The organism is Halosimplex halophilum (assembly GCF_004698125.1).
GTDB classification, from domain to species: Archaea; Halobacteriota; Halobacteria; order Halobacteriales; family Haloarculaceae; genus Halosimplex; species Halosimplex halophilum.
In genome coordinates this window covers 182,816-201,553 of record NZ_ML214297.1, presented here as the reverse complement: position 1 = coordinate 201,553, position 18,738 = coordinate 182,816, and the positions used below count along the sequence as shown (strand labels likewise).

Annotated in this window: 23 protein-coding genes; 10 read left to right on the top strand and 13 right to left on the bottom strand. The window is 72.8% G+C overall.

What is annotated here, in order from left to right:
* Window positions 1–135: 135 nt before the first annotated feature.
* The 3 genes from E3328_RS01120 to E3328_RS01110 form a co-directional block, all read right to left on the bottom strand.
* A complete protein-coding gene (locus E3328_RS01120) occupies window positions 136–765 on the bottom strand; it encodes an RAD55 family ATPase (protein ID WP_135362793.1) in 630 nt (209 codons plus the stop codon).
* 28 nt (window positions 766–793) lie between these two features.
* Window positions 794–1,441, bottom strand: a complete 648-nt coding sequence (locus E3328_RS01115) for a MinD/ParA family ATP-binding protein (RefSeq protein WP_135362792.1) — start codon at window positions 1,439–1,441, stop codon at window positions 794–796.
* Window positions 1,442–1,613: 172 nt separating this feature from the next.
* Window positions 1,614–2,339 carry a GNAT family N-acetyltransferase gene (locus tag E3328_RS01110; protein WP_135362791.1) on the bottom strand — a complete coding sequence of 242 codons (726 nt, stop codon included), beginning with the start codon at window positions 2,337–2,339 and terminating at the stop codon, window positions 1,614–1,616.
* A gap of 389 nt (window positions 2,340–2,728) precedes the next feature.
* On the opposite strand from E3328_RS01110, the gene E3328_RS01105 reads away from it, so the two are divergent.
* Window positions 2,729–3,436, top strand: coding sequence for an HD domain-containing protein (locus E3328_RS01105; RefSeq protein ID WP_135362790.1), 708 nt, complete (start codon window positions 2,729–2,731; stop codon window positions 3,434–3,436).
* A 113-nt stretch (window positions 3,437–3,549) separates the two neighbouring features.
* Here the strand turns inward: E3328_RS01105 and E3328_RS01100 are convergent, their stop codons facing one another.
* Entirely contained in the window at window positions 3,550–4,254 is a 705-nt protein-coding gene (locus E3328_RS01100; RefSeq protein WP_135362789.1) for a LysE family translocator, read from the bottom strand.
* Between the two features lie 8 nt (window positions 4,255–4,262).
* Window positions 4,263–5,000 carry a proteasome assembly chaperone family protein gene (locus E3328_RS01095; protein WP_135362788.1) on the bottom strand — a complete coding sequence of 246 codons (738 nt, stop codon included), beginning with the start codon at window positions 4,998–5,000 and terminating at the stop codon, window positions 4,263–4,265.
* Window positions 5,001–5,125: 125 nt separating this feature from the next.
* Here E3328_RS01095 and E3328_RS01090 point away from each other — a divergent pair, with 125 nt between their 5' ends.
* Window positions 5,126–6,064 (top strand): RsmB/NOP family class I SAM-dependent RNA methyltransferase, encoded by a 939-nt coding sequence (locus E3328_RS01090; RefSeq protein WP_135362787.1) that lies wholly within the window; start codon window positions 5,126–5,128, stop codon window positions 6,062–6,064.
* Window positions 6,061–6,594, top strand: a complete 534-nt coding sequence (locus E3328_RS01085) for a DUF7122 family protein (RefSeq protein ID WP_135362786.1) — start codon at window positions 6,061–6,063, stop codon at window positions 6,592–6,594. The genes E3328_RS01090 and E3328_RS01085 overlap by 4 nt, the downstream gene beginning before the upstream one ends.
* A 199-nt stretch (window positions 6,595–6,793) precedes the next feature.
* Here the strand turns inward: E3328_RS01085 and E3328_RS01080 are convergent, their stop codons facing one another.
* The 3 genes from E3328_RS01080 to E3328_RS01070 form a co-directional block, all read right to left on the bottom strand.
* A complete protein-coding gene (locus tag E3328_RS01080; RefSeq protein ID WP_135362785.1) occupies window positions 6,794–7,342 on the bottom strand; it encodes a GNAT family N-acetyltransferase in 549 nt (182 codons plus the stop codon).
* 2 nt (window positions 7,343–7,344) lie between these two features.
* Window positions 7,345–8,610, bottom strand: coding sequence for a serine hydroxymethyltransferase (locus E3328_RS01075; RefSeq protein WP_135362784.1), 1,266 nt, complete (start codon window positions 8,608–8,610; stop codon window positions 7,345–7,347).
* A gap of 114 nt (window positions 8,611–8,724) precedes the next feature.
* Window positions 8,725–9,234 carry a hypothetical protein gene (locus E3328_RS01070; protein WP_135362783.1) on the bottom strand — a complete coding sequence of 170 codons (510 nt, stop codon included), beginning with the start codon at window positions 9,232–9,234 and terminating at the stop codon, window positions 8,725–8,727.
* Window positions 9,235–9,446: 212 nt separating this feature from the next.
* On the opposite strand from E3328_RS01070, the gene E3328_RS21650 reads away from it, so the two are divergent.
* The gene (locus tag E3328_RS21650) at window positions 9,447–9,590 is read left to right on the top strand and encodes a hypothetical protein (protein WP_167837263.1); all 144 of its coding nucleotides are present in this window, start codon (window positions 9,447–9,449) and stop codon (window positions 9,588–9,590) included.
* A 3-nt stretch (window positions 9,591–9,593) separates the two neighbouring features.
* On the opposite strand, the gene E3328_RS21645 is transcribed toward E3328_RS21650, so the two are convergent.
* Complete coding sequence (locus tag E3328_RS21645; RefSeq protein WP_167837262.1) at window positions 9,594–9,755, bottom strand: hypothetical protein; 162 nt, start codon at window positions 9,753–9,755, stop codon at window positions 9,594–9,596.
* A 123-nt stretch (window positions 9,756–9,878) separates the two neighbouring features.
* Here E3328_RS21645 and E3328_RS01065 point away from each other — a divergent pair, with 123 nt between their 5' ends.
* The 6 genes from E3328_RS01065 to E3328_RS01040 all read left to right on the top strand — a co-directional run bounded on the left by E3328_RS01065 (window position 9,879) and on the right by E3328_RS01040 (window position 14,846).
* Entirely contained in the window at window positions 9,879–10,610 is a 732-nt protein-coding gene (locus tag E3328_RS01065; RefSeq protein ID WP_135362782.1) for an HFX_2341 family transcriptional regulator domain-containing protein, read from the top strand.
* A gap of 114 nt (window positions 10,611–10,724) precedes the next feature.
* Complete coding sequence (locus E3328_RS01060) at window positions 10,725–11,276, top strand: protein-tyrosine phosphatase family protein (RefSeq protein WP_135362781.1); 552 nt, start codon at window positions 10,725–10,727, stop codon at window positions 11,274–11,276.
* A 134-nt stretch (window positions 11,277–11,410) separates the two neighbouring features.
* Window positions 11,411–12,634 (top strand): HD domain-containing protein, encoded by a 1,224-nt coding sequence (locus E3328_RS01055; protein WP_135362780.1) that lies wholly within the window; start codon window positions 11,411–11,413, stop codon window positions 12,632–12,634.
* Between the two features lie 76 nt (window positions 12,635–12,710).
* Window positions 12,711–13,742 carry an amidohydrolase family protein gene (locus tag E3328_RS01050; protein ID WP_135362779.1) on the top strand — a complete coding sequence of 344 codons (1,032 nt, stop codon included), beginning with the start codon at window positions 12,711–12,713 and terminating at the stop codon, window positions 13,740–13,742.
* Window positions 13,743–13,862: 120 nt separating this feature from the next.
* Window positions 13,863–14,219 (top strand): four-helix bundle copper-binding protein, encoded by a 357-nt coding sequence (locus E3328_RS01045; protein ID WP_135362778.1) that lies wholly within the window; start codon window positions 13,863–13,865, stop codon window positions 14,217–14,219.
* A 129-nt stretch (window positions 14,220–14,348) separates the two neighbouring features.
* Window positions 14,349–14,846 (top strand): universal stress protein, encoded by a 498-nt coding sequence (locus tag E3328_RS01040; protein WP_135364636.1) that lies wholly within the window; start codon window positions 14,349–14,351, stop codon window positions 14,844–14,846.
* A gap of 33 nt (window positions 14,847–14,879) precedes the next feature.
* Here the strand turns inward: E3328_RS01040 and E3328_RS01035 are convergent, their stop codons facing one another.
* From E3328_RS01035 to E3328_RS01020, 4 genes are all read right to left on the bottom strand, one after another.
* Window positions 14,880–15,836, bottom strand: coding sequence for a biotin--[acetyl-CoA-carboxylase] ligase (locus E3328_RS01035; RefSeq protein WP_135362777.1), 957 nt, complete (start codon window positions 15,834–15,836; stop codon window positions 14,880–14,882).
* An 87-nt stretch (window positions 15,837–15,923) separates the two neighbouring features.
* Window positions 15,924–16,781: a hypothetical protein gene (locus E3328_RS01030; protein WP_135362776.1), complete on the bottom strand. Its 858-nt coding sequence runs from the start codon at window positions 16,779–16,781 to the stop codon at window positions 15,924–15,926.
* Window positions 16,778–18,091, bottom strand: coding sequence for an outer membrane protein assembly factor BamB family protein (locus tag E3328_RS01025; protein WP_135362775.1), 1,314 nt, complete (start codon window positions 18,089–18,091; stop codon window positions 16,778–16,780). The genes E3328_RS01030 and E3328_RS01025 overlap by 4 nt, the downstream gene beginning before the upstream one ends.
* A 65-nt stretch (window positions 18,092–18,156) precedes the next feature.
* Window positions 18,157–18,711, bottom strand: a complete 555-nt coding sequence (locus tag E3328_RS01020) for a DUF8108 domain-containing protein (protein ID WP_135362774.1) — start codon at window positions 18,709–18,711, stop codon at window positions 18,157–18,159.
* Between the last annotated feature and the right edge of the window lie 27 nt (window positions 18,712–18,738).

The following is an 18,738-nucleotide window of genomic DNA, read 5'->3' as shown; positions in this document are numbered from 1 at the left end:
CGCCCACTCGCTCTCGTCCCGTATGTGTTTTTCTCCGACCCGATCGTCGCCACTCGTCCTCCGGGTCGTTGCGGCCGACCGGCCCGGTGGTTGCCACTCGGCGCCCGTCGTTGGGACTCGTCGGTCCGACGGCGGTTACGCGATGTCCCGGCTCGTGTCGATCGACACCTGCTCGACGAGGTCGAGCTTGATGATGTCGGTCGGGGCGCGGCCGCCGCGGAACTTGGGGATCGCGAGCCGGTTCTCCACCTCGTCGGCGTCGGTCGTGGTCTTCAGCTCGAAGATCACGTCGGCGAAGTGCTCGGTGGTGTCCCGGAGCGGCGGGACGCTGCGGCCGTCGAGGCAGTGGACGATCGCGAGGCTGCCCGTGTTGACGATGTGGTTCTGCAGGTCGTTCATGAACGAGCGGTACCGCGAGGGGGGCTCCTGGGCCTCCAGCACGTCCAGCGGGTCGACGATGAGGTTGGAGGTCTCCGGGAGCGCGGAGACGAGCTTGCTGGCGTTGTCCAGCGGCGCCTCCCCGGAGATGTGCCGGACCGTCGGGTCGCCGGTGGTGGTGGGCGACTGCTCGATGCTGGCGGTGACCGACTGGGCGGTGCGGTCGAGCGAGAGGTACAGCGTGCCGCGGGTCGCGGTGAGTTCGTAGAGGAACAGCTCCGCCTGGCTGGCCGGCTGGGCACTGAGGGCGACGATGCTCCCCTCCGGGATCCCACCCCCGAGCTTCCGGTCGAGGACATCGATCCCCGTGTCGAGCCGGTTGACCATGCTACCGAACTATAACGATCCCACCAGATTAAATATTCCGCCTCGCGAGCGCCGTTGCGAGCCGATCGTACGACGCGCGTCCGACCCGGTCGCCCAGCACGTCCCCGTCGATCTCCGGGACCGTCGCCAGGACCGGCTCCGGCGCGCGATCCGAACCGTCCGACGCGGGGGCGGTCGGCGGGGGATCGTCGGTCCGTGTGAGGACGCTGCCGACGACCCGCGCGCCCAGCGCCTCGGCCATCCGCGCGGTCTTGGCGGCGTCGCCGAGACTCGCCGGCGCGCCCGTCGAGACGACCAGCGCCGCGTCGGCGTGGCGCAGGGGCGCGGCGGCCCCGTCCGACCCGCCCGCGGGACAGTCGAGGATCACTCGCCCGCGAGCGCGCCCGAGCCGACGCAGCGCCGTCCGGCCGAGCGACCCCGACGCGTCCCCGGCCGGGAGCACGTCGACGCCGGGGACGACGGTGCTCCGGTGAGTCGCCGCGGCGATCGAGTCGCCCTCGGCGACGGCGTCGACGCCCGGCGAGCGGTCCGTCTCGGCCATCGTGTGCAGGTTCGGCATGTCGCAGTCCGCGTCGACCACGAGCGGCCGCCCCCCGTCCCGGGCAAGCGCCGCCGCCAGCCCCAGCGCCGTCGTCGTCTTCCCGCAGCCACCCTTGCCGCCGGCGATCGCGAGCATGGGCTGCGATGGTCGCGCTCCCGCACTTGAACCTTCGGAGAGGGGAGGGCCCGTTGCGGTGCTGTGCGGGGCGGTCGCCGGTGCGGTCGCAGGGCTGTCCCGGCGTCCGCGTGAACGAGCGCGTCGAGGGCGTGCACCGCTCACCGTCGACCGGGAAGCGGGTCGCGAACGGTCAGAGGTACGCGGCGTCCCAGCGGGTGGGCTTGCGGGCGTTGCCGCAGCTATCGCACTCGATGCGGCCCATCGCGTCCATCGCGTTGGCGAGGCGGTTGCAGTTGCTGCAGAAGTAGCCGTAGTGGTCGGCGCCGTCCTCGTCGCGGTACACGGTGTAGAACTTCGCGGCGGAGCCGTCGTCCCAGTCGGTCTCGTCGACGTAGACGGTCTCGCCGTCGGCGCTCTTGATGGGCTGGAGGCCGTCGTCGCCGGACTCGGCCCAGACGTTCTCGACGTGGTGGCGCCCGGCGATCTCCAGGTCGGCCTCGTCGACCCGCTCGAAGCCCTGGGCCTCGTAGAAGCCGTTGCCGTCGACGTTGTCGGCGAGCACGCGACCGATCATGCGGTCGGCGCCGGCCGCCTCCAGCCGCTCGCGGGTCGCCTCGAACAGCGCCGTCCCGACCCCCTCGCCGCGGTAGGCCGGGTCGACGTGGAGCCACAGCAGCGTCGCGTCCTCGCCCGACAGCTCGCTCTCGGCGAAGCCGACGACCTGCCCCTCCCGCTCGGCGACGAGCAGGTACCGGTCGTCGTCGGTCGTCGCCTCGTCCAGCGCCGCCTCGTCGTACCACTCGGCGACGGCGCCGGTGATCGCCTCCGGGCTCAGCGAGTACGACGCCTGCAGCGAGCGCCGCGCCACGTCCCGGATCGCCGGTCGGTCCCCCCGCTCCGCGGTACGCACGTTCATACGTCACACGTTGACACGCACCACGATAAAACCACGCCACGCCGCGGGTCGGGTTCCGACCCGCGAACCGATCGGCCCGGACGGTGGACACGCGTGGAGATCGCGGCCCCTGTTCGGGAACGCGCATCGGGGTCGGGGACCGACGGGTCCGGCAGGCGGTCTACCGACGGGCCCGCCGCCCGGTCCACCGGGACACGGACCCGACCGAGACCGGGGGACAGCGTGCGGATCCGGCCGCAGTGGAGCGGTTTCGGGCGGTCGGTGAACGCCCGTCGGGGGCGTTCGGCGGTGTCGAATCCGGCGGGCCACGGGTGTCGTAACGCCTAAGAGTCGAACGCGCCTTTCTATTCGTAAGATGACTGACGCACGTATCTACCGGAGGTGGTTCCGTGGGCGTCGAAATTAGGGAGTCGCCCGTCTCCGCCGAGGAGTTCGCGGAGATGCAGGACTTCGTCCACGACTACCTGGCCGCCAGCGTCGAGAGCGAGGACGACGGCGGCCGCATGCGGTGGTACCCGTGGCACTCCGCGGAGTACCGGTTCAACCACATCCTCAACGTGGTCGAACTCGCCGAGGAGATCGCCGAAGCCGAGGGTGCCAACGTGGACGTAACCCGCGTCGCCGCGCTCTTCCACGACATCGCGAAGCTGGAGGTCGACCAGGACCTCCACGCCGAGGAGGGCGCCCGCATCGCCCGCGAGTACCTCACCAGCCACGGCGACTACCCCGCCTCGTTCGTCGACGAGGTCTGCGCCGCCGTCCGCGACCACTCCTACCAGGGCGAGCTGACCGACCTGCCGCTGGAGACGCAGTGTCTCATCGAGGCGGACCTGCTCGACAAGGTCGGCGCCAACGGCACCGCCCTCATGCTGTTGCGGATGGGTTACGAGTCCCGGACGCACATCGACGCCGCCGAGATGGTCGGGCGCGTCCTCGAACGCGGCACCGACGCCCGCGAGCGGATCCGCAGCGACACCGCCGAGAGCATCTGCCACCGCCGGCTCAAGCGCGTCAAGTGGTTCAAGGAGTGGCTCGAAGCCGAGGTCGCCGACGTCGAGCCCGAGGAGCTCCCGGGACGGCCCGACGGCGGGGACTGACCGGCGCCGCGAACCAGCCCGCGACGCCGACCGACCCGCGACGCGGCCGTCCGATGGCGCCCGGACGCGGCGAGCGATCCGGACCGCGGCGAGCGATCCGGACCGCGGCCGGCTCAGAGGCTGACCAGCGTCCGCGCCGCCGTCCAGCAGAAGGCGACGCCGAACCCCGCGAGCACCAGCGCCGAGGCGACCGCGGCGGCGGGCGCGAACGCGTCGACCCGGCGGCCGACGCCCACCAGCGTCGCCGGGAACCCGGTGATCCAGACGACGATGCCGCCGAACAGCCCCGCCAGCAGCGCCGGGCTGCCCGTCCGGACGACGAGCGCGCCGGCCAGGTCCGCGCCGACGACCGGCAGGTAGGAGAGCACGTCGACGGTGCCGGGTTCGAGCAGGCCGACGCCGACGGTCAGCCAGAACAGTATCTGGTAGGGGTTGGTCAGCGCGAGGACGAACGCCTTCGTGAACCCGCGGGCGTCGGCGTCGTCGCTGTCCGGCCCGGGCTCCCCCGAGAGGAAGTCCGCCCGGGCGTCGCGCACGGCGCCGACGGCGAAGTACAGCATCAGCAGGCCGCCGACGCCGACCATCACCGCGCGCAGGGTCCGGGCGCCCTCCAGGAAGGCGACGACACCCGCCAGCGACAGCACGAAGAAGACGAAGTCGGCGGTCATCGCGCCCAGCCCGGCGGTGAAGCCGGCGAGCCACCCGCGGAGGACGCTCTCCTCGGCGATGACGGCGTTCATCGGGCCCGGCGGCGCCGCCAGCGCGAGGCCGAAGACGACGCCCACGGCGAACGTGCCCGCGGCGGTCGCGAGGCTCATCGGGGTCGCTACTGATACATCCCCATCGGCTGGGCCTTCGAGCTCTCCTCCTGGGCCTCCTGCATCCGTTTGGCGAGGTTCTCGCGGGCCTGGCTGATCTCCTCGGCCTGTTCGACGAGGTGGTCGGTGTCGACGTCGACGCCCGCGATGGGGCCGACGCCGTCGAGGAGGAGGACCCGCGCGGCCTCCGGGTCCGGGAAGTTCCGGTTGGCCTCCACCACGAGGCCGAGCGCGTCCAGGTCGTGCCGGTTGGCCTCGTACAGCAGCGCGCCGGTGGGGCCGCTGATGACCCCGCTCTCGGTGGGGGGCGAGATGTCGTACTCCTCGAGCAGGTCGGTCGCGTCGCCGCTGGCGACGCCGTAGAGCCCCGGGACGCCCTCCTTCTCGGCGGGGAGCCCCGAGACGTACAGCGCCGTCGCGCCGCGCTCGCCGAGCCACCGCGTCAGGCAGGTCGCGAAGTCGTCGGCGACGTTCGGCGAGACGGGCACGTCGCTCTGGAGCGCCAGCAGGTTTCGGTCGGCGTCGGCGTAGACCCGGACCGGCGGGTCGTAGGTCGGGTCGTTCTCCCCGAAGACGGCGACCTCGGGGATCCCCTCGCAGTGCAGCGAGGCGTAGTGGGTCATCTCGAGCGCGTCGACGAGGTGGTCCGCGGCGATCTTGCCGACGAGGCCGACCCCCGGCAGCCCCTCGACCAGCGTCGGTTCGTCGAGCTCGATGTCCTCGCGGTGGACCTGAACGTGCGCCATACCGGCAACGAGTCGGCCAGCGGCTTAAATCCGTCTGCGGTCGGCGGGTGCGCCGGGAGCCTCGTCCGCTCGCCCGCGAACCGGAGCCGAGAGGGTTAACACGGGCGGCGGACAACGGGGAGTCGATGGACGTACTGGAGCGCTACGAGCCGCTCGTCGACGATTTCGACGCCTTCCGGGCGGCCTGCGAGCGCCCGCTCCCGTCGGTCGTCCGCGTCAACACGCTGAAGACGACCGTCGAGCGGGCCAGCGACGCCCTCGCGGAGGCCGACATCGCCCACGAACCCGTCGGGTGGCACGACGGCCTGTTCGCTCTCCCCGACGACCAGCCGGGGACGAACTGGCCGTACGTGCTCGGGTGGATCCACGGCCAGGAGGAGGTCTCGGCCGTCCCCGCCGAGGTGCTCGACCCCCGGCCCGGCGAACGGGTGTGGGACGCCTGCGCCGCGCCCGGGAGCAAGACCACGCAACTCGCCGCGCTGATGGAGGACCGTGGCCTGCTGGTCGCCACGGACAACAACCTCGGCCGCATCTCCGCGCTGCGCTCGAACGCCGAGCGCGCCGGCGTCACGAACGTCGCCGTCACCCACGAGGACGCCCGCAACCACTCGCTGAAGCCCTTCCGCGCGCCGGATTCTGACGAGGGCGAGGAAGGCGCGCCCTACGACCGCGCGCTGGTGGACGTACCCTGTTCCTGCGAGGGCACCATCCGGAAGAACCCCGACGCGCTCGACGACTGGGAGCTCGACCACGTCGAGGGCATCTCGGGCGTCCAGAAGGGCGTCCTCCGCCGGGCGGTCCAGACGACTCGGGAAGGCGGGACCGTGGTCTACTCCACCTGCACGTTCGCCCCCGAGGAGAACGAGGCCGTCCTCGACCACGCGCTCGCGGAGGAGTCGTGCGAGCTCGTCGAGTTCGACCTGCCCCTCGACTCGGCCCCCGGGATCACCGAGTGGCAGGGCGAGCGGTTCGACGAATCGGTGCGGAAGGCCAGGCGGATCTACCCCCACCACAACGACACCGGCGGCTTCTTCTGCGCGAAACTGGAGGTGACCGCCGAATGAGCGGCGAGGACGGCGCCGGAGACGCGCCCGCCGAGAACGACGGGACGCAGTTCGACCGCCTGCCCGCGACCGCCGACGAGCGGGTCGTCGAGGGACGGCCGACCCGCGCGGAGGTCCTGGAGTGGTGGGACGAACGGTTCGGAATCCCGCCGGCGACGTTCGACGGCCACACCTTCTGGGAGCGCGGCTCCGGCAAGGTCTGGGCGTTCGCCGACGACGTGGCCTCGCCCGTCGCGGTCGAGGGCCTGGGGCTGGCCTTCCTGCGGACGCGCCGCGAGCACTGGAAGCCGACCCTGGAGGCCGTCCAGCGGTTCGGCGACGCCGCCGACGACTGCGTGATCCACCTCTCCCGGGACGAGGCCGCCGCGTTCGTCGCCGGCGACGACCAACAGCTCGACTGGGACGGCGACTGGGGGTACCTGATCGTCACGACCGACGTCGCGGGCGAGCCGGAGCCCGTCGGCGTCGGCCTCTACGTCCACGGCGAACTCCGCTCACAGGTCCCGAAGGGTCGTCGCCGGGAGCTGTGAGGCGAGCCCGCGCCCGGTTCCGGGCGACGGAGTACGCCGGACGGCTCCGGCTCGCTAGCCGGAGTCGCTCCCGGACTCGCCGGCGAGCGCCGACCGCCCGCGACGCGCTCGCGGTCGCTGTCTCCGAGAGGGCGGGTCGGGAGAAACGCCCACCGGGCCGGCGCCGACCCCGCTCGTCGCGGGACGACGAGCCGTCCGGTCACGCGTCGACGCGGCGCCAGTACAGCGCCAGATCGAGCGTCGCGTCGTCGAACTCCACCGTCTCCTCGCGGACGCAGGCGTACCCGAGCGACTCGTAGAATCCGCGGGCCTGCTCGTTGTCCGCGCCGGTGTTCAGGACCAGCGCGCGGTACCCGCGCCGGCGGGCCCGCCGGGCGAGCTCCTCGACGATCCGGGTCCCGATCCCCCGGCCCTGCATCGCCGGGTCGACGCGGACGCGGGAGAGTTCGCCGGTGCCGGCCGCCGCGTCGAAGCGCTCGGCCATCCAGCCCGTCAGCGGCTCGACCGCGCCGGTGGCGACGATCTCCCCGTCGTCGAGGTCGGCCTCGCTCGCTCCGCCGGCGAGTTCGCCGACGAGGAACTCGCCGCCGGCGTCGAGGTAGTGGCCGCGCACGTCCTCCAGGTCCGTGTCGGGCGCGTCGACGACCCACTCGGGCGTCCCGGCCATCGCCTCGCGGTTCAGCTCGCGGACGCGCTCGCCGTCGCCGGCGCGGTACCGGCGGACCGTCAGGTCGGTGGACTCGACCATGCTCACGCCGAGGCGACCGCCGCGTCGCCGTAGACGGGGAACCGATCGCACAGGTCGGCGACCGTCTCGGCGGCGGCGTCGGCGGCCGCGTCGTCGTCGGGCGAGTCGAGCACGTCGGCGACGGCGTCGGCCAGCCGCTCGGTCGCGGCGGCGTCGAACCCGCGCGTGGTGACCGCCGGCGTGCCGATCCGCAGGCCGCTCCCGACGGTCGCCGGACGGTCGTCGCCGGGCACCGTCTGCTTGTTCGCGACCAGCCCCACCGATTCGAGCGCGTCCTCGGCCCGCTCGCCGGTCAGGTCGGGGTGGGTCTCCCGCAGGTCGACGAGGACGAAGTGCACGTCGGTCCCGCCGGAGACCAGTTCGAACCCGCGCTCCTGTAGCCGGTCGGCCAGGGCCGCGGCGTTGTCGACCACCTGACGGGCGTACGTCTCGAACTCGGAGGTCAGCGCCTCGGCGAAGCCCGCGGCCTTGCCGGCGACGTTGTGCATCAGCGGGCCGCCCTGACAGCCCGGCATCACCGCGGTGTCGACCCGATCGGCCAGGTCCGCGCCGCACAGCACCATCCCGCCGCGGCCCGACCGGACCGTCTTGTGGGTCGACCCCGTCACGAGGTCGGCGACCCCGACCGGCGAGGGGTGGACGCCCGCCGCGACGAGGCCCGTGAGGTGTGCGATGTCGGCGACGTGGTACGCGTCGACGGCCTCGGCGATCCCCTGCATCCGCTCCCAGTCGACCCGCCGCGGGTACGCGGAGAACCCCGAGACGACCAGGTCGGGGTCGACCGCTTCGGCACGGGCTTCGACGGCGTCGTAGTCCAGCCGGCCGGTCGCCTCGTCGACGCCGTAGTGGGCGACCTCGAAGTGCTCGTCGACCATCGTGTACGGCTGGCCGTGGCTGAGGTGGCCGCCGTGGCTCATTTCCAGCGAGAGGATCGTGTCGCCGGAGTCGAGGACGGCCTGGTAGGCGGCGAGGTTGGCCTGCGTGCCGGAGTGGGGCTGGACGTTGGCGTGGTCGGCGCCGAACAGCTCCCGGGCGCGCTCGCGGGCGAGGCGTTCGACCGCGTCGGCGTGCTCGCAGCCGGCGTAGTAGCGGTCGCCGGGCTCGCCCTCCGCGTACTTGTTCGTCAGGACCGAGCCCTGTGCGGCGAGGACCGCCTCGCTCGCGTGGTTCTCGCTCGCGATCAGCGACAGCGTCTCGCGCTGGCGCGCCCGCTCGGCGTCGAGCGCGTCCGCCAGCGCGTCGTCGACCGGTGAGAGGTCCGTCGGCATGTCCGAGTGGTCCGGCGGTCCCGGCTTAGCTACTGTGCTGACACGGACCGGTCCGACGTGATAGCCGACACAGTCGATACAGTCGACACGGCGAGTCGCCCGACCGCGGCCCGGTCACTCAAGGAAGTACTCGATGTCGTCGACGGCGTCGCCGTGGGCGTGGTAGGCGTCGTCGGGCACCTCGGCGAACCACGCCAGGTCCAGATCCGACCACTCGCCGAACGTCGGGTCGTCGGCGACCGGTTCGCCCGTCACGGGCTCGGTGCCCACGACGGCGTCGTAGCTCGTCGCCGTCCGGTCGGTGTCGCTCCGCAGCTCGTGGGTGACCGCGCTGACCCGGAGCACCTCGGCGGCCGCGACCTCGCGACCGGTCAGCGTCGCGGCGATCTCCCCGGCGCGGTCGAGCCAGTCGGCGCCGCCCGGAACCGCCCCGTAGGGCAGCCGCCAGCCGTGGGGGCTTTCCATCAGCAACACCGCGCCGGCGTCGCTCGTGACGCCGACGGCGACCAGCCCCTCGACCTCCGAGAAGTACTCGAAGGCGTCCGCGCCGTCGGTCGTCCTCGCTTCCGTGTACTCCACGTCGGGGTCCTCGCGCAGCGTCGCCGGGTCGCGCAGCTCGTCCATACCGCGGCGTTGTCGGGCGGAGTATTTGGGCGTTGGTACCGCCGGCGGACCCTCGTCGAATCGCAGACGGGCCGGAGCGGCGCTGCCCGGGTCGAGCTAACTGGTAACAACCGACAAGACGGACCGGCCCGTATCCCCCGTCGGAACCAGACGTATGGCGACACACCGGGAGCCACGAACCACGAATCGAGGCGGAACTCGGAGGGGTCGCGATGGCTAAAGTGACCGAACTGGCGGGGGAACGGGGGAAGACCTACATTTGCAGGACCTGCGAGGTCGAGTTCGTCATCCCCAGGGACGAGACCGCGGTCTGCTGTCCGATATGCCGGATGAACCGCATCCGGGCGGTCGACTGACCGTCACTCGACCTCGGCCAGCGAGTCGAACGCGCGCCAGCACTCGCAGTCCAGGTCCTCGATCGAACTCACCTCGTCCGGCAGGTCCGATATCGGCATCCCGTCGTCGAAGCGGTCGCAGTCGTCCGTGTGGACCGAGAAGTCGTCGCTCGCCATGACCGGCATACGCCGGACGGTCGCACCTGTCCGACAAAAACCCCGCGCAGCGTTCTCGGCCGGCGTAACTGCCACCGCAATGTCGACTGTGTCGGGACAATCGTTTTGGGGCCGGGACGCGAGGCGGGCGGTATGGAAGTCGCCGAGCGGGTCCACCTGATCCCGGTGGGCTACGAGAACGACCGGATCGTCCTGCCGGCCGTCGAGCTGCGGGCCGACCGCGTCGTCCTCCTGCGATACGAGGACGAGACGGACCACCCCTCCTACGTCGAGACGGTCCGGGGGCGGCTCGACGACGAGGGCATCGACCACGAGACGGTGTCGTGCAACATCTTCGACTTCTACGACTCCATCGGGACCGTGGCGGAGCTGGCGACCCGCTTCGCCGACCACGAGGTGTACGTCAACCTCGCCTCGGGGTCGAAGGTGACGGCCATCGGCGGCATGATCGCCTGCATGGCCACCGGCGCGACCCCCTACTACGTCCGCGCCCAGCGCTACGCCGCGGAGACCGACGGCGACGTGGCCGAGGGGATCCGCGAGATCACCGAACTCCCGACCTACCCGATGCAGAGCCCCGAACCCCAGCACGTCGCGGTCATGGACTACCTCGACCGCGAGGACGGCGCCCGCAAGCGCGACCTCATCGACTTCGGCAAGGAGGAGGGCCTGCCCTTCATCGCCGACCGCGACGCCGCCAACCGCAAGAGCGAGTACCGCCTGCTCGACAGCCACGTCCTCGGGCCGCTGGCCGACAACGGCTACGTCGCCCTCGAGGAGGTCGGCCGCTCGACCCGCGTCTCGCTGACCGAGAGCGGCCGCAACACGCTCCGGGCGTTCCGCTACCTCGTCGAGGACGACTGAGCCGGCGGCGGGCCGCCGTCCCCGACCCCGTCACACCGGCACGTGCAGTTGTCAGACGTGAGAATTGCACCGCGCCACTCAAGAGGGGGCGTCGAGTCCTACGACTAGGACCAGATGCCAGACGTTCACGACCGCGAGTCCGGGTCGGACGCCCACCGGCTCGCCCCCGCTGCACCGGACGAGGAGCACGTCTACGGTGCCTGCAGCCCCGGCTGGCACAGCGCAGCCGACCGGAGCCGCGCCCTCGCCGACTGGATCGCCGTCGTCCGCGCCAGGGACATCGAACGGGTCTGCTCGCTCCTCCCGGGCGACCAGTCGCCCGCCGACCCCGAGGTCGACGGGTACGTCGACGCGTTCGGCGAGGACAACGTCCTCCACGCGCCGGTCCCGGACGGGCGCCTCGCCTCTCCCGCCCGCCTGAAACAGGAGGTGTTGCCCTTCCTCGACGAGGCCGTCGAGGCGGACGAGCGGGTCGTCGTCCACTGCCTCGACGGGACGGGTCGCACCGGCCAGGTGCTCGCCGCCTGGCTCGCCCACGACCGCGGCTACGAGCCCGAACGGGCCATCGAGACCGTCGAGGAGATGGGCCGCCAGCCCCGCGAACCCGTCCGCGAGGGCAACGCCTCCGAAGCGGAACTGCACGACCTGCTGACGGTCGTCCGCTGAGGGTCGAACAGCCGAACGGCCACCGACCGGACGGCTGCCGGCGCCCGGCGACCCCGTCGGCACGCGCCGACAGCGCCGCGCTCGCCCGGGAGTCGTCCGTATCCTTATGTCCGATGGCGCACAAGTCCGGAGCGATGACGACGATCAAGGACAGCGTCCACGACCACATCGCGGTCGAGGGCGTCGCGGCGGCGCTGCTGGACACGCCGCCCGTCCAGCGGCTCCGGCGGATCAAACAGCTCGGGACGGTCACCTTCGTCTACCCCTCCGCCAACCACACCCGCTTCGAGCACTCGCTGGGCGTCTACCACCTCGCCAACGAGGCGCTGGCCCACCTCGGCATCGAGGGCCGGCAGGCCGAGCGGGTCCGCGCGGCGGCGATGCTCCACGACGTGGGCCACGCTCCCTACAGCCACAACATCGAGGACATCATCCACCGCCGGACGGGCAAGTACCACGACGACGTTCACGACCTCATCGACAGCGGGCCCGTCGCCCGGGCTCTGGACGACCACGACCTCGACCCGGGCGCCGTGGCGGACCTCGTGGCCGGCGACGGCGAACTCGGCCAGATCGTCTCCGGCGAACTCGACGTCGACCGGATGGACTACCTCGTCCGGGACGCCCACCACACGGGCGTCCCCTACGGCACCATCGACGCCGAGCGGCTGGTGCGGGCGCTGCGGTTCGTCGACGGCGACCTCGTTCTCGACGAGGGCAACGTCCAGACCGCCGAGAGCCTCCTGCTCGCCCGGGCGCTGATGAACCCGACCGTCTACAGCCACCACGTCGCCCGCATCGCGAAGGCGATGCTCCGGCGGGCGACCCAGCGGCTGCTCGTCCACACCGACATCGACGCCGCGGAACTGCGGCGGATGGACGACTGCGGGCTGCGCGTGGCCCTCCGGCAGTGCGACGCGACAGCCGCGCTCGCCCACCGGCTCGACCGCCGGGACCTGTACAAGCGGGGCGTCTGGGCCGAGATGGGGGCGGTCCCCGAGGCGTTGCTCGACGCCGACCAGGAGGCCATCCACGACCACGAGCGCGCAGTCGCCGACGAGGCCAACGTCGACCCCGACGCCGTGATCCTCGACGTGCCCGACCGCCCCTCGATGAAGGAGTCGTCGAGCCGCGTCCTCGTGAACGGCGAGGTGCGCCGGCTGAGCGAGCAGTCGACGCTGGTCAACGCCCTGCGGGCCGCCCAGCGCGACCAGTGGCGGCTGGGCGTCTACGCCCCCGCCGAGACGGCCGAGCGGGTCGGCAACGCCGCCGTCCGGACGCTCGGGCTCGACCTCGACGACACCCGGGTCCGCGACGTGCGCCCCGGCGTCCACGCGACCCTCGACGAGTTCAATTGAGGCCGAGGCCCGCTCCGGGGTCCCGCTGTCGGGGCGCCCCGACGGCTTTAACTGACGCCTCGGGCGACTCCAAGTCATGAGTTCCACCACGTTCGAGGGACGGATCCTCCGCGGGCGCGAGTTCGAGCCCGTCGAGGGCCGCGTCGTCGTCGAGGACGGCCAGATTACGGCCGTCGAGGAGGCCCCGACCCACAGCGACGACATCGTCCTCCCGGCGTTCGTCAACACCCACACCCACATCGGCGACTCCATCGCCAAGGAGGCCGGCGGCGGCCTCTCGCTGGAGGAGCTGGTCGCGCCGCCGGACGGGCTGAAACACCGGCTGCTCCGGCAGGCCAGCACCGAGGAGAAGGTAGAGGCGATGCGCCGGTCGCTGGAGTTCATGGTCGATTCCGGGACGGCGGCCTGCATCGAGTTCCGCGAGGGCGGCGTCGCGGGCGTCGAGGCCTTCGAGCGGGCCGTCCACGGACTGCCCATCGACCCGATGGTCATGGGCCGGGAGACGGTCGAGGCGATGGAGGCCGCCGACGGCTTCGGCGCCAGCGGCGCCAACGACGCCGACTTCTCGCGGGAGCGGACGGCGACCGCCCGCGCCGGCAAACCCTTCGGCATCCACGCCGGCGAGGTCGACGCCTCCGACATCAACCCCGCCCTGGACCTCGATCCCGACTTCCTCGTCCACATGGTCCACGCCGAGGAACTGCACATGGATCGGGTGGCAGACAGCGAGATCCCGGTCGTCGTCTGCCCCCGCTCGAATCTCGTCACCGACGTGGGCTTCCCCCCGATCGAGGAGCTCCTCGAACGGACGACCGTCGCGCTCGGCACGGACAACGTCTTCCTGAACAGCCCGTCGATGTTCCGCGAGATGGAGTTCGCCGCGAAGCTCGCGGACGTGAGCGCCCGCGACGTGCTGCGGATGGCGACGGTCAACGGCGCCGAGATCGCCGACCGCAACTGCGGGCTCGTCGAGCCCGGCCGCGACGCCAAACTGCTGGTGCTCGACGGCGACTCCGACAACCTCGCGGGCGCGCAGGATGTCGTCCGTGCCGTCGTCCGCCGCGCCGGCGTCGCCGACGTGACCGACGTGTACCTGCCCGAGCGCTGAGCGGTACGCCCCCGCTACCGTCCCGAAGGCACCGATATCGGCCGATCCACTGTTCGGACGGCACCGCTTGGAGATACAGGCAGTGTGTTGACTGGAATCACACGCCTATCCGAACACGCAATGTCACTTGCCGACACCGTCTCCAGGATCGACCGCCTGAGCGACGAGCAGCGCGAGTGCATCGAGAACTGCAACGAGGCCGCCGAGGTCTGCGAGTGGTGCGCCGACGAGTGTCTCGGCGACGCCGAGATGGAGGAGTGCGCCCGGCTCTGTCGGGACGTGGCCGACCTCGCCTCGCTGCACGCCCGGTTCATGGCCCGCGACTCGCAGTTCAGCTCCACGCTCGCCGAGGCCTGCGCCGACGCCTGCGAGGCCTGCGCCGAGGAGTGCGGCAAGCACGACGCCGACCACTGCCAGGTCTGCGCCGACGTGCTGCAGGAGTGCGCGGAGTCCTGCCGGGAGATGGCCGGCGCCTGACCGACGGACGGCGAGCCATCCTCCTGCCGCTCTCTCCGTCCTGATCCCGTCTCTGCCGTGCTCTCGACGTGGCCCGTCCGATCCTGCCGAAGTGTTATACCGCCGTGCGTGGTACGTACTGGCATGGGGATGTACGACACGATCCTGCTGCCGACGGACGGCTCGGCGGGCATCGAGCGGGTGGTCGACCACGCGGGGGAACTGGCGCGGGTCCACGATGCGACGATTCAGGCGCTGTACGTCGTCGACGCGACGAGTTTCACCGGGCTCCCGATGGAGACCTCCTGGGAGGGCGTCCGCAACGTCCTGGAGTCGGAGGGCGAGACGGCGCTGGAGGGGGTCCAGCGGCTGGCCCCCGACGACGTGGCCGTCGAGGCCGAGACCGTCGAGGGGACGCCGAGCACCGAGATCGTCCGCTACACGCGCGACCAGCCCGTCGACGTGGTGGTGATGGGCACCCACGGCCGCGGCGGGATCGACCGCCTGCTGCTGGGGAGCGTCGCCGAGCGGGTCGTCCGGAAGTCGGCCGTGCCCGTCGTGACGGTGCCGGTCAGCGAGGGCGCCGTCGAGGCCGACGAGGTCGTCGAGGCCGACGCCGACCCCGCGGCCGGCGTCGAGAGCTCCTGAGACGGCCGGTCTGACCGTCCGCCCGTCTCCCCTTCACTCGACCGGGCGCAGGTGCTCGCAGTCGCCGGCGGTGACCGTTACCCGCTCGTCGCCGGTGTCGACGACGAGCGTTCCCGGGAACGTCACGTCGACGGCCTCGCCGACGACCTCGCCGCCGGGCGTGTCGACGCGGACGCGCTTGCCGAGCGTCGTCGCGTGCTCGCGCCACGCGGGCACGACCGACTCCAGGTCACCGCGCAGGTCGTCGAACTCCTCCAGCACGCGCTGGGTGAACACCCGCCGGTCGACCTCGCCTGCCTCCGCCGACAGCGTCGCCGGTCGCGCCTCGCTCGGCAGGTCCGCGGGGTCGACGTTGGCGTTGATCCCCATCCCGACGACGACCCACGAGACGCGGTCGGCCTCGCCCTCCATCTCCGTGAGGATCCCCGCGAGCTTCCGCTCGATCCCGTCGCCGTCGGCGTCCTCGGCGGGGACGACCACGTCGTTGGGCCACTTGATCCGCGCGTCGACACCGGCCTCGCGAGCGGCCCGTGCGACGGCCACCGCCGCTGCGAGCGTGAACGCGGGCGCGTGGGTGGCCGGTACGTCCGGCCGCACCAGCAGGCTCAGCCAGACCCCGCCGCTCGGGGAGGACCACTCCCGGTCGAGTCGGCCCCGGCCGCCGGTCTGCTCGTCGGCGAGGACGGCCACGTCGGCGGCGCCCTCCCCCGCGAGGTCGCGGGCACGGGCGTTCGTGCTGGGGATCGACTCGTGGAACTCCACGTCGAAGGGAGCCGCCAGCCCGTACTCGACGGCCGCGCCGCCGAACTCGGGGACCGCGACCAGTTCGTACCCCGCGTCGCCGCTCGCGACCTCGAAGCCCGCCTCCCGGAGCGCCTCGACGTGCTTCCAGACGGCCGCCCGCGACACGTCCAGCCGCTCGGCCAGCTCCGGCCCGGTGACCGGCCCCTCGGACAGCGCGTCGAGGACCCGCTCGCGCGTCTCCTGCATGGCCGTCCATCTCTCGGGCGCGACCGTAAGTGGTCCGGAGCCGGCGCGGTCCGCCCGGCCGTGCCCGACGCGGGCCCCAGTCGGCCGTCACGCCGCGGCGGCCCGGTCGGTCCGCCGCGCCCGCCGGACGAACGCGGCGACGGTCCCGACCTGCACGGCCGCGACGGCGCTCGCCAGAACCGGACCCCCGACGGGCGCGCTCCCCGCGAGGTAGGTCGCGAGGCCGAGGACCACGACGACGCCGGCCAGCGCCCAGCCGTGGCCGGTCGCCAGCCCCCAGCTCCGCCCGAGCGCGTCGGGGATCGACGCGCCCTCGACGAGCAGTGCCGGGAGCGCGACCAGGTGGGCGACGACGTAGACGTACAGCGCGACGAACGGGAGCCCGACGAGCAGCGGCACGTCGGCGCTGGGGGCGAACGCCCGGAGCAGCGCGAGGGCGCCGAAGGCGAGGCCGTAGCGGGCCGCTGCCCCACGACTCGGCTCGGCGTCGAGCAGCGTCGCGAACGCGTAGACGCCGGCCGCCGCGAGCGCCGCGGCCCGGAACAGTTCCAGCGCCGCGACCCAGGCCAGCCAGCCGGGCTTCAGGCCGGCCAGCGCCGACAGCGGCGTCGACACGCCCGCGGGGACGCTCACCATGATCCCGTAGTGGACCGTCACGCGTCCGGCGGTGATGCCCTCGAAGGCGGCGACCGGAACCGGGTCGGCCAGGCGGACCCAGTCGACGACCGCGACCGCCAGTCCCGCCAGAAGCATGGCGAGGAAGGCGCTCGGGTTCCGACGCAGGCGGACGGCACTCTCGCGGACCAGGCCGGTTCCCGTGAGGGGTACCCGGTCGTCGCGCTCGACCGCGGGGCCGGTCGGATAGCCGCCGTCGGTCTCGCCGGACGGTTCACCGGAAGTCGGCGCTCCGGAACCCCCGGCGGTCGCGTCGCGCTCGTCGCTCATGGTTCCTCCAGCGCGTAGAGGTGTTCGCTCCCGACGACGTACACGGCGTCGTCGACGATGGCGGCGGGCGAACACGGTTCCGTGCCGGGGTCGAACCGCCAGCGGACCGACCCGTCGTCGGCGTCGACCGCCGCCAGCCCGCCCGCGTCGGTCGGAACGTACACCGCGTCGTCGGTCGCCGCCGGGAGGTACGCCGCCTCGCTCGGCGTCACGCCCTCGCAGACCCAGCGGACCGAGCCGTCATCGGCGTCGAGGGCGCACAGCCGCGTCGCGGTCGTGTCCGCGCGCCGGACGTAGACCGTCCCGTCGGCGACGGCGACCGGCCCGGCCGGCACCGACGCCCCCTCGGGGAACGTGGCCCGCCAGTCGGCAGAGCCGTCGAACGAGTGCGCGCTGACCCACCCCTGGCCAGCGACGTACAGCCGGGCCGGGGTCGCCGCGAGGTACATCGGCCGGCCCGGGAGGTCGACCGACAGGTCGGTGCTCGCCCCGGTCGCGAGGTCGTAGCTGCGGACGCCCCGGTCGGGACCGACGACGTAGGCGGCGCCGTCGCGGACGGCCGGGCGTGTGGCCGGCAGTCCCTCGTCGCTCGTCCACCGGACCGCGCCGCTGCTCCCGTCGACCGCAGCGAGCGTCCCCCGGAAGAACGTCACGAGCGCGTCGCCGACGGCGACGGGCGGCGGCGTCGTGGCTCCGCCGAAGCGGATCCGGCTGTAGCTGTCCGAGTCCGCGTCGACCGACGCCGTCCACCGGGTCGCGTCGGTGCCGGTCCACGGGGCGGACTCGCCCCCGCCGAGCCACCCGCCCGTGCCGGCGTCGGCGCCCGGAAGTCCGACCAGCCGGTGGGGGTCGAACGTCGGCGTTTCCAGCGTTGCGACGGTCCGAGCCCGGTAGGCGCGGGCGGGCGCGACCGCCGGCGCGCTCCGGACCGGCCGCCGAGCGCGCGCCAGCACACTCCCCTCACTCGCCGACAGGGCGACCAGTTCGGGGCTGTGAGGGGGCATCGACTCGTGCGGACCGACCGCGTAGACCACGCCGCCGGCGACGACGGGTGCGGGGCGCACGTCTGCACCCGGCCAGGGCGGTAGTCCGTACTTCCAGCGCACCTTGACCCCGTCGGTCGGCGGGTCGGCTTCGGGCGCGTAGGCCGTGCCGCCGGGGTCGCGGGCGACCATCGGCCACCCGTCCGGTGACCGCCCGGCGGCTGTCGGGAGGAGGCGACGCGCCAGGACGCCGCCGCCCAGCAGCGCGCCCGCCGCGCCGCCGCTCGCGAGCACCTGACGCCTGGAGAGGGAACTGTCGGGGACCATCTACCGGATCACCTCGGCGAGTTTTCATAAGTCTTGTACTCCCGGCCCGGTCCCGCCCGGGGGCGTCACCCCGAGTCGGCGATGCGCTCGCCGTCGCTGTCGGACTCCGGGTCGGCCTCGGGCGGGGACCCGTCGGCCGCCTCCGCGTCGGGGGTCGTCCCAGCGTCGATCCCGAGTTCGGCGGCGGCGCAGTCGAGGCAGTAGTGGTTCTCCTCGCCGTCGCTCGCGGAGACGGGGACGCCGGCGACGACGGCCTCCTCGCGGTAGCGCCGGCAGAGGCCGGCGTCGACGGGCCCCCCGCAGACGACGCAGGGTTCGTCGGTCGCCTCCGACGGGCGGACCGCCCGGCGCTCGACCGTCGGGACGCGGCCGAACCGCGAGCGGGCGTACGCTCGCTCGAACCGCGGGTTGACGGCGACGCCCGCGGCGACGGCGACGACCGAGAGCGCCAGCGCGACCAGCGCCGGCCACGGCGACCAGACCGTTCCGCTCGCGGCCCGGGCCGCGACGACGGCGACGCCGGACAGTCCCAGCCAGACGAGCAGCCAGCCGGCGGCGCCGGACAGCAGCGCCGACGCCTCGTCGGCGAGCGAGACCAGCGGTGTCCGGTCGTCGGTCATGTCGAACGATATTAATTTCGGCGACTA

Excerpts from the sequence above, each read along its gene's own strand:
- E3328_RS01040 (WP_135364636.1), top strand. The coding sequence starts at position 14,349 with ATGTACGACACGATCCTGCTGCCGACGGACGGCTCGGCGGGCATCGAG.
- E3328_RS01020 (WP_135362774.1), bottom strand. The coding sequence starts at position 18,711 with ATGACCGACGACCGGACACCGCTGGTCTCGCTCGCCGACGAGGCGTCG.
- E3328_RS01055 (WP_135362780.1), top strand. The coding sequence starts at position 11,411 with ATGACGACGATCAAGGACAGCGTCCACGACCACATCGCGGTCGAGGGC.
- E3328_RS01085 (WP_135362786.1), top strand. The coding sequence starts at position 6,061 with ATGAGCGGCGAGGACGGCGCCGGAGACGCGCCCGCCGAGAACGACGGG.
- E3328_RS21645 (WP_167837262.1), bottom strand. The coding sequence starts at position 9,755 with ATGCCGGTCATGGCGAGCGACGACTTCTCGGTCCACACGGACGACTGC.
- E3328_RS01100 (WP_135362789.1), bottom strand. The coding sequence starts at position 4,254 with ATGAGCCTCGCGACCGCCGCGGGCACGTTCGCCGTGGGCGTCGTCTTC.
- E3328_RS01080 (WP_135362785.1), bottom strand. The coding sequence starts at position 7,342 with ATGGTCGAGTCCACCGACCTGACGGTCCGCCGGTACCGCGCCGGCGAC.
- E3328_RS01030 (WP_135362776.1), bottom strand. The coding sequence starts at position 16,781 with ATGAGCGACGAGCGCGACGCGACCGCCGGGGGTTCCGGAGCGCCGACT.
- E3328_RS01095 (WP_135362788.1), bottom strand. The coding sequence starts at position 5,000 with ATGGCGCACGTTCAGGTCCACCGCGAGGACATCGAGCTCGACGAACCG.
- E3328_RS01045 (WP_135362778.1), top strand. The coding sequence starts at position 13,863 with ATGTCACTTGCCGACACCGTCTCCAGGATCGACCGCCTGAGCGACGAG.
- E3328_RS01065 (WP_135362782.1), top strand. The coding sequence starts at position 9,879 with ATGGAAGTCGCCGAGCGGGTCCACCTGATCCCGGTGGGCTACGAGAAC.
- E3328_RS01110 (WP_135362791.1), bottom strand. The coding sequence starts at position 2,339 with ATGAACGTGCGTACCGCGGAGCGGGGGGACCGACCGGCGATCCGGGAC.
- E3328_RS01075 (WP_135362784.1), bottom strand. The coding sequence starts at position 8,610 with ATGCCGACGGACCTCTCACCGGTCGACGACGCGCTGGCGGACGCGCTC.
- E3328_RS01035 (WP_135362777.1), bottom strand. The coding sequence starts at position 15,836 with ATGCAGGAGACGCGCGAGCGGGTCCTCGACGCGCTGTCCGAGGGGCCG.
- E3328_RS01050 (WP_135362779.1), top strand. The coding sequence starts at position 12,711 with ATGAGTTCCACCACGTTCGAGGGACGGATCCTCCGCGGGCGCGAGTTC.
- E3328_RS01070 (WP_135362783.1), bottom strand. The coding sequence starts at position 9,234 with ATGGACGAGCTGCGCGACCCGGCGACGCTGCGCGAGGACCCCGACGTG.
- E3328_RS01025 (WP_135362775.1), bottom strand. The coding sequence starts at position 18,091 with ATGGTCCCCGACAGTTCCCTCTCCAGGCGTCAGGTGCTCGCGAGCGGC.
- E3328_RS01120 (WP_135362793.1), bottom strand. The coding sequence starts at position 765 with ATGGTCAACCGGCTCGACACGGGGATCGATGTCCTCGACCGGAAGCTC.
- E3328_RS01090 (WP_135362787.1), top strand. The coding sequence starts at position 5,126 with ATGGACGTACTGGAGCGCTACGAGCCGCTCGTCGACGATTTCGACGCC.
- E3328_RS21650 (WP_167837263.1), top strand. The coding sequence starts at position 9,447 with ATGGCTAAAGTGACCGAACTGGCGGGGGAACGGGGGAAGACCTACATT.
- E3328_RS01115 (WP_135362792.1), bottom strand. The coding sequence starts at position 1,441 with ATGCTCGCGATCGCCGGCGGCAAGGGTGGCTGCGGGAAGACGACGACG.
- E3328_RS01060 (WP_135362781.1), top strand. The coding sequence starts at position 10,725 with ATGCCAGACGTTCACGACCGCGAGTCCGGGTCGGACGCCCACCGGCTC.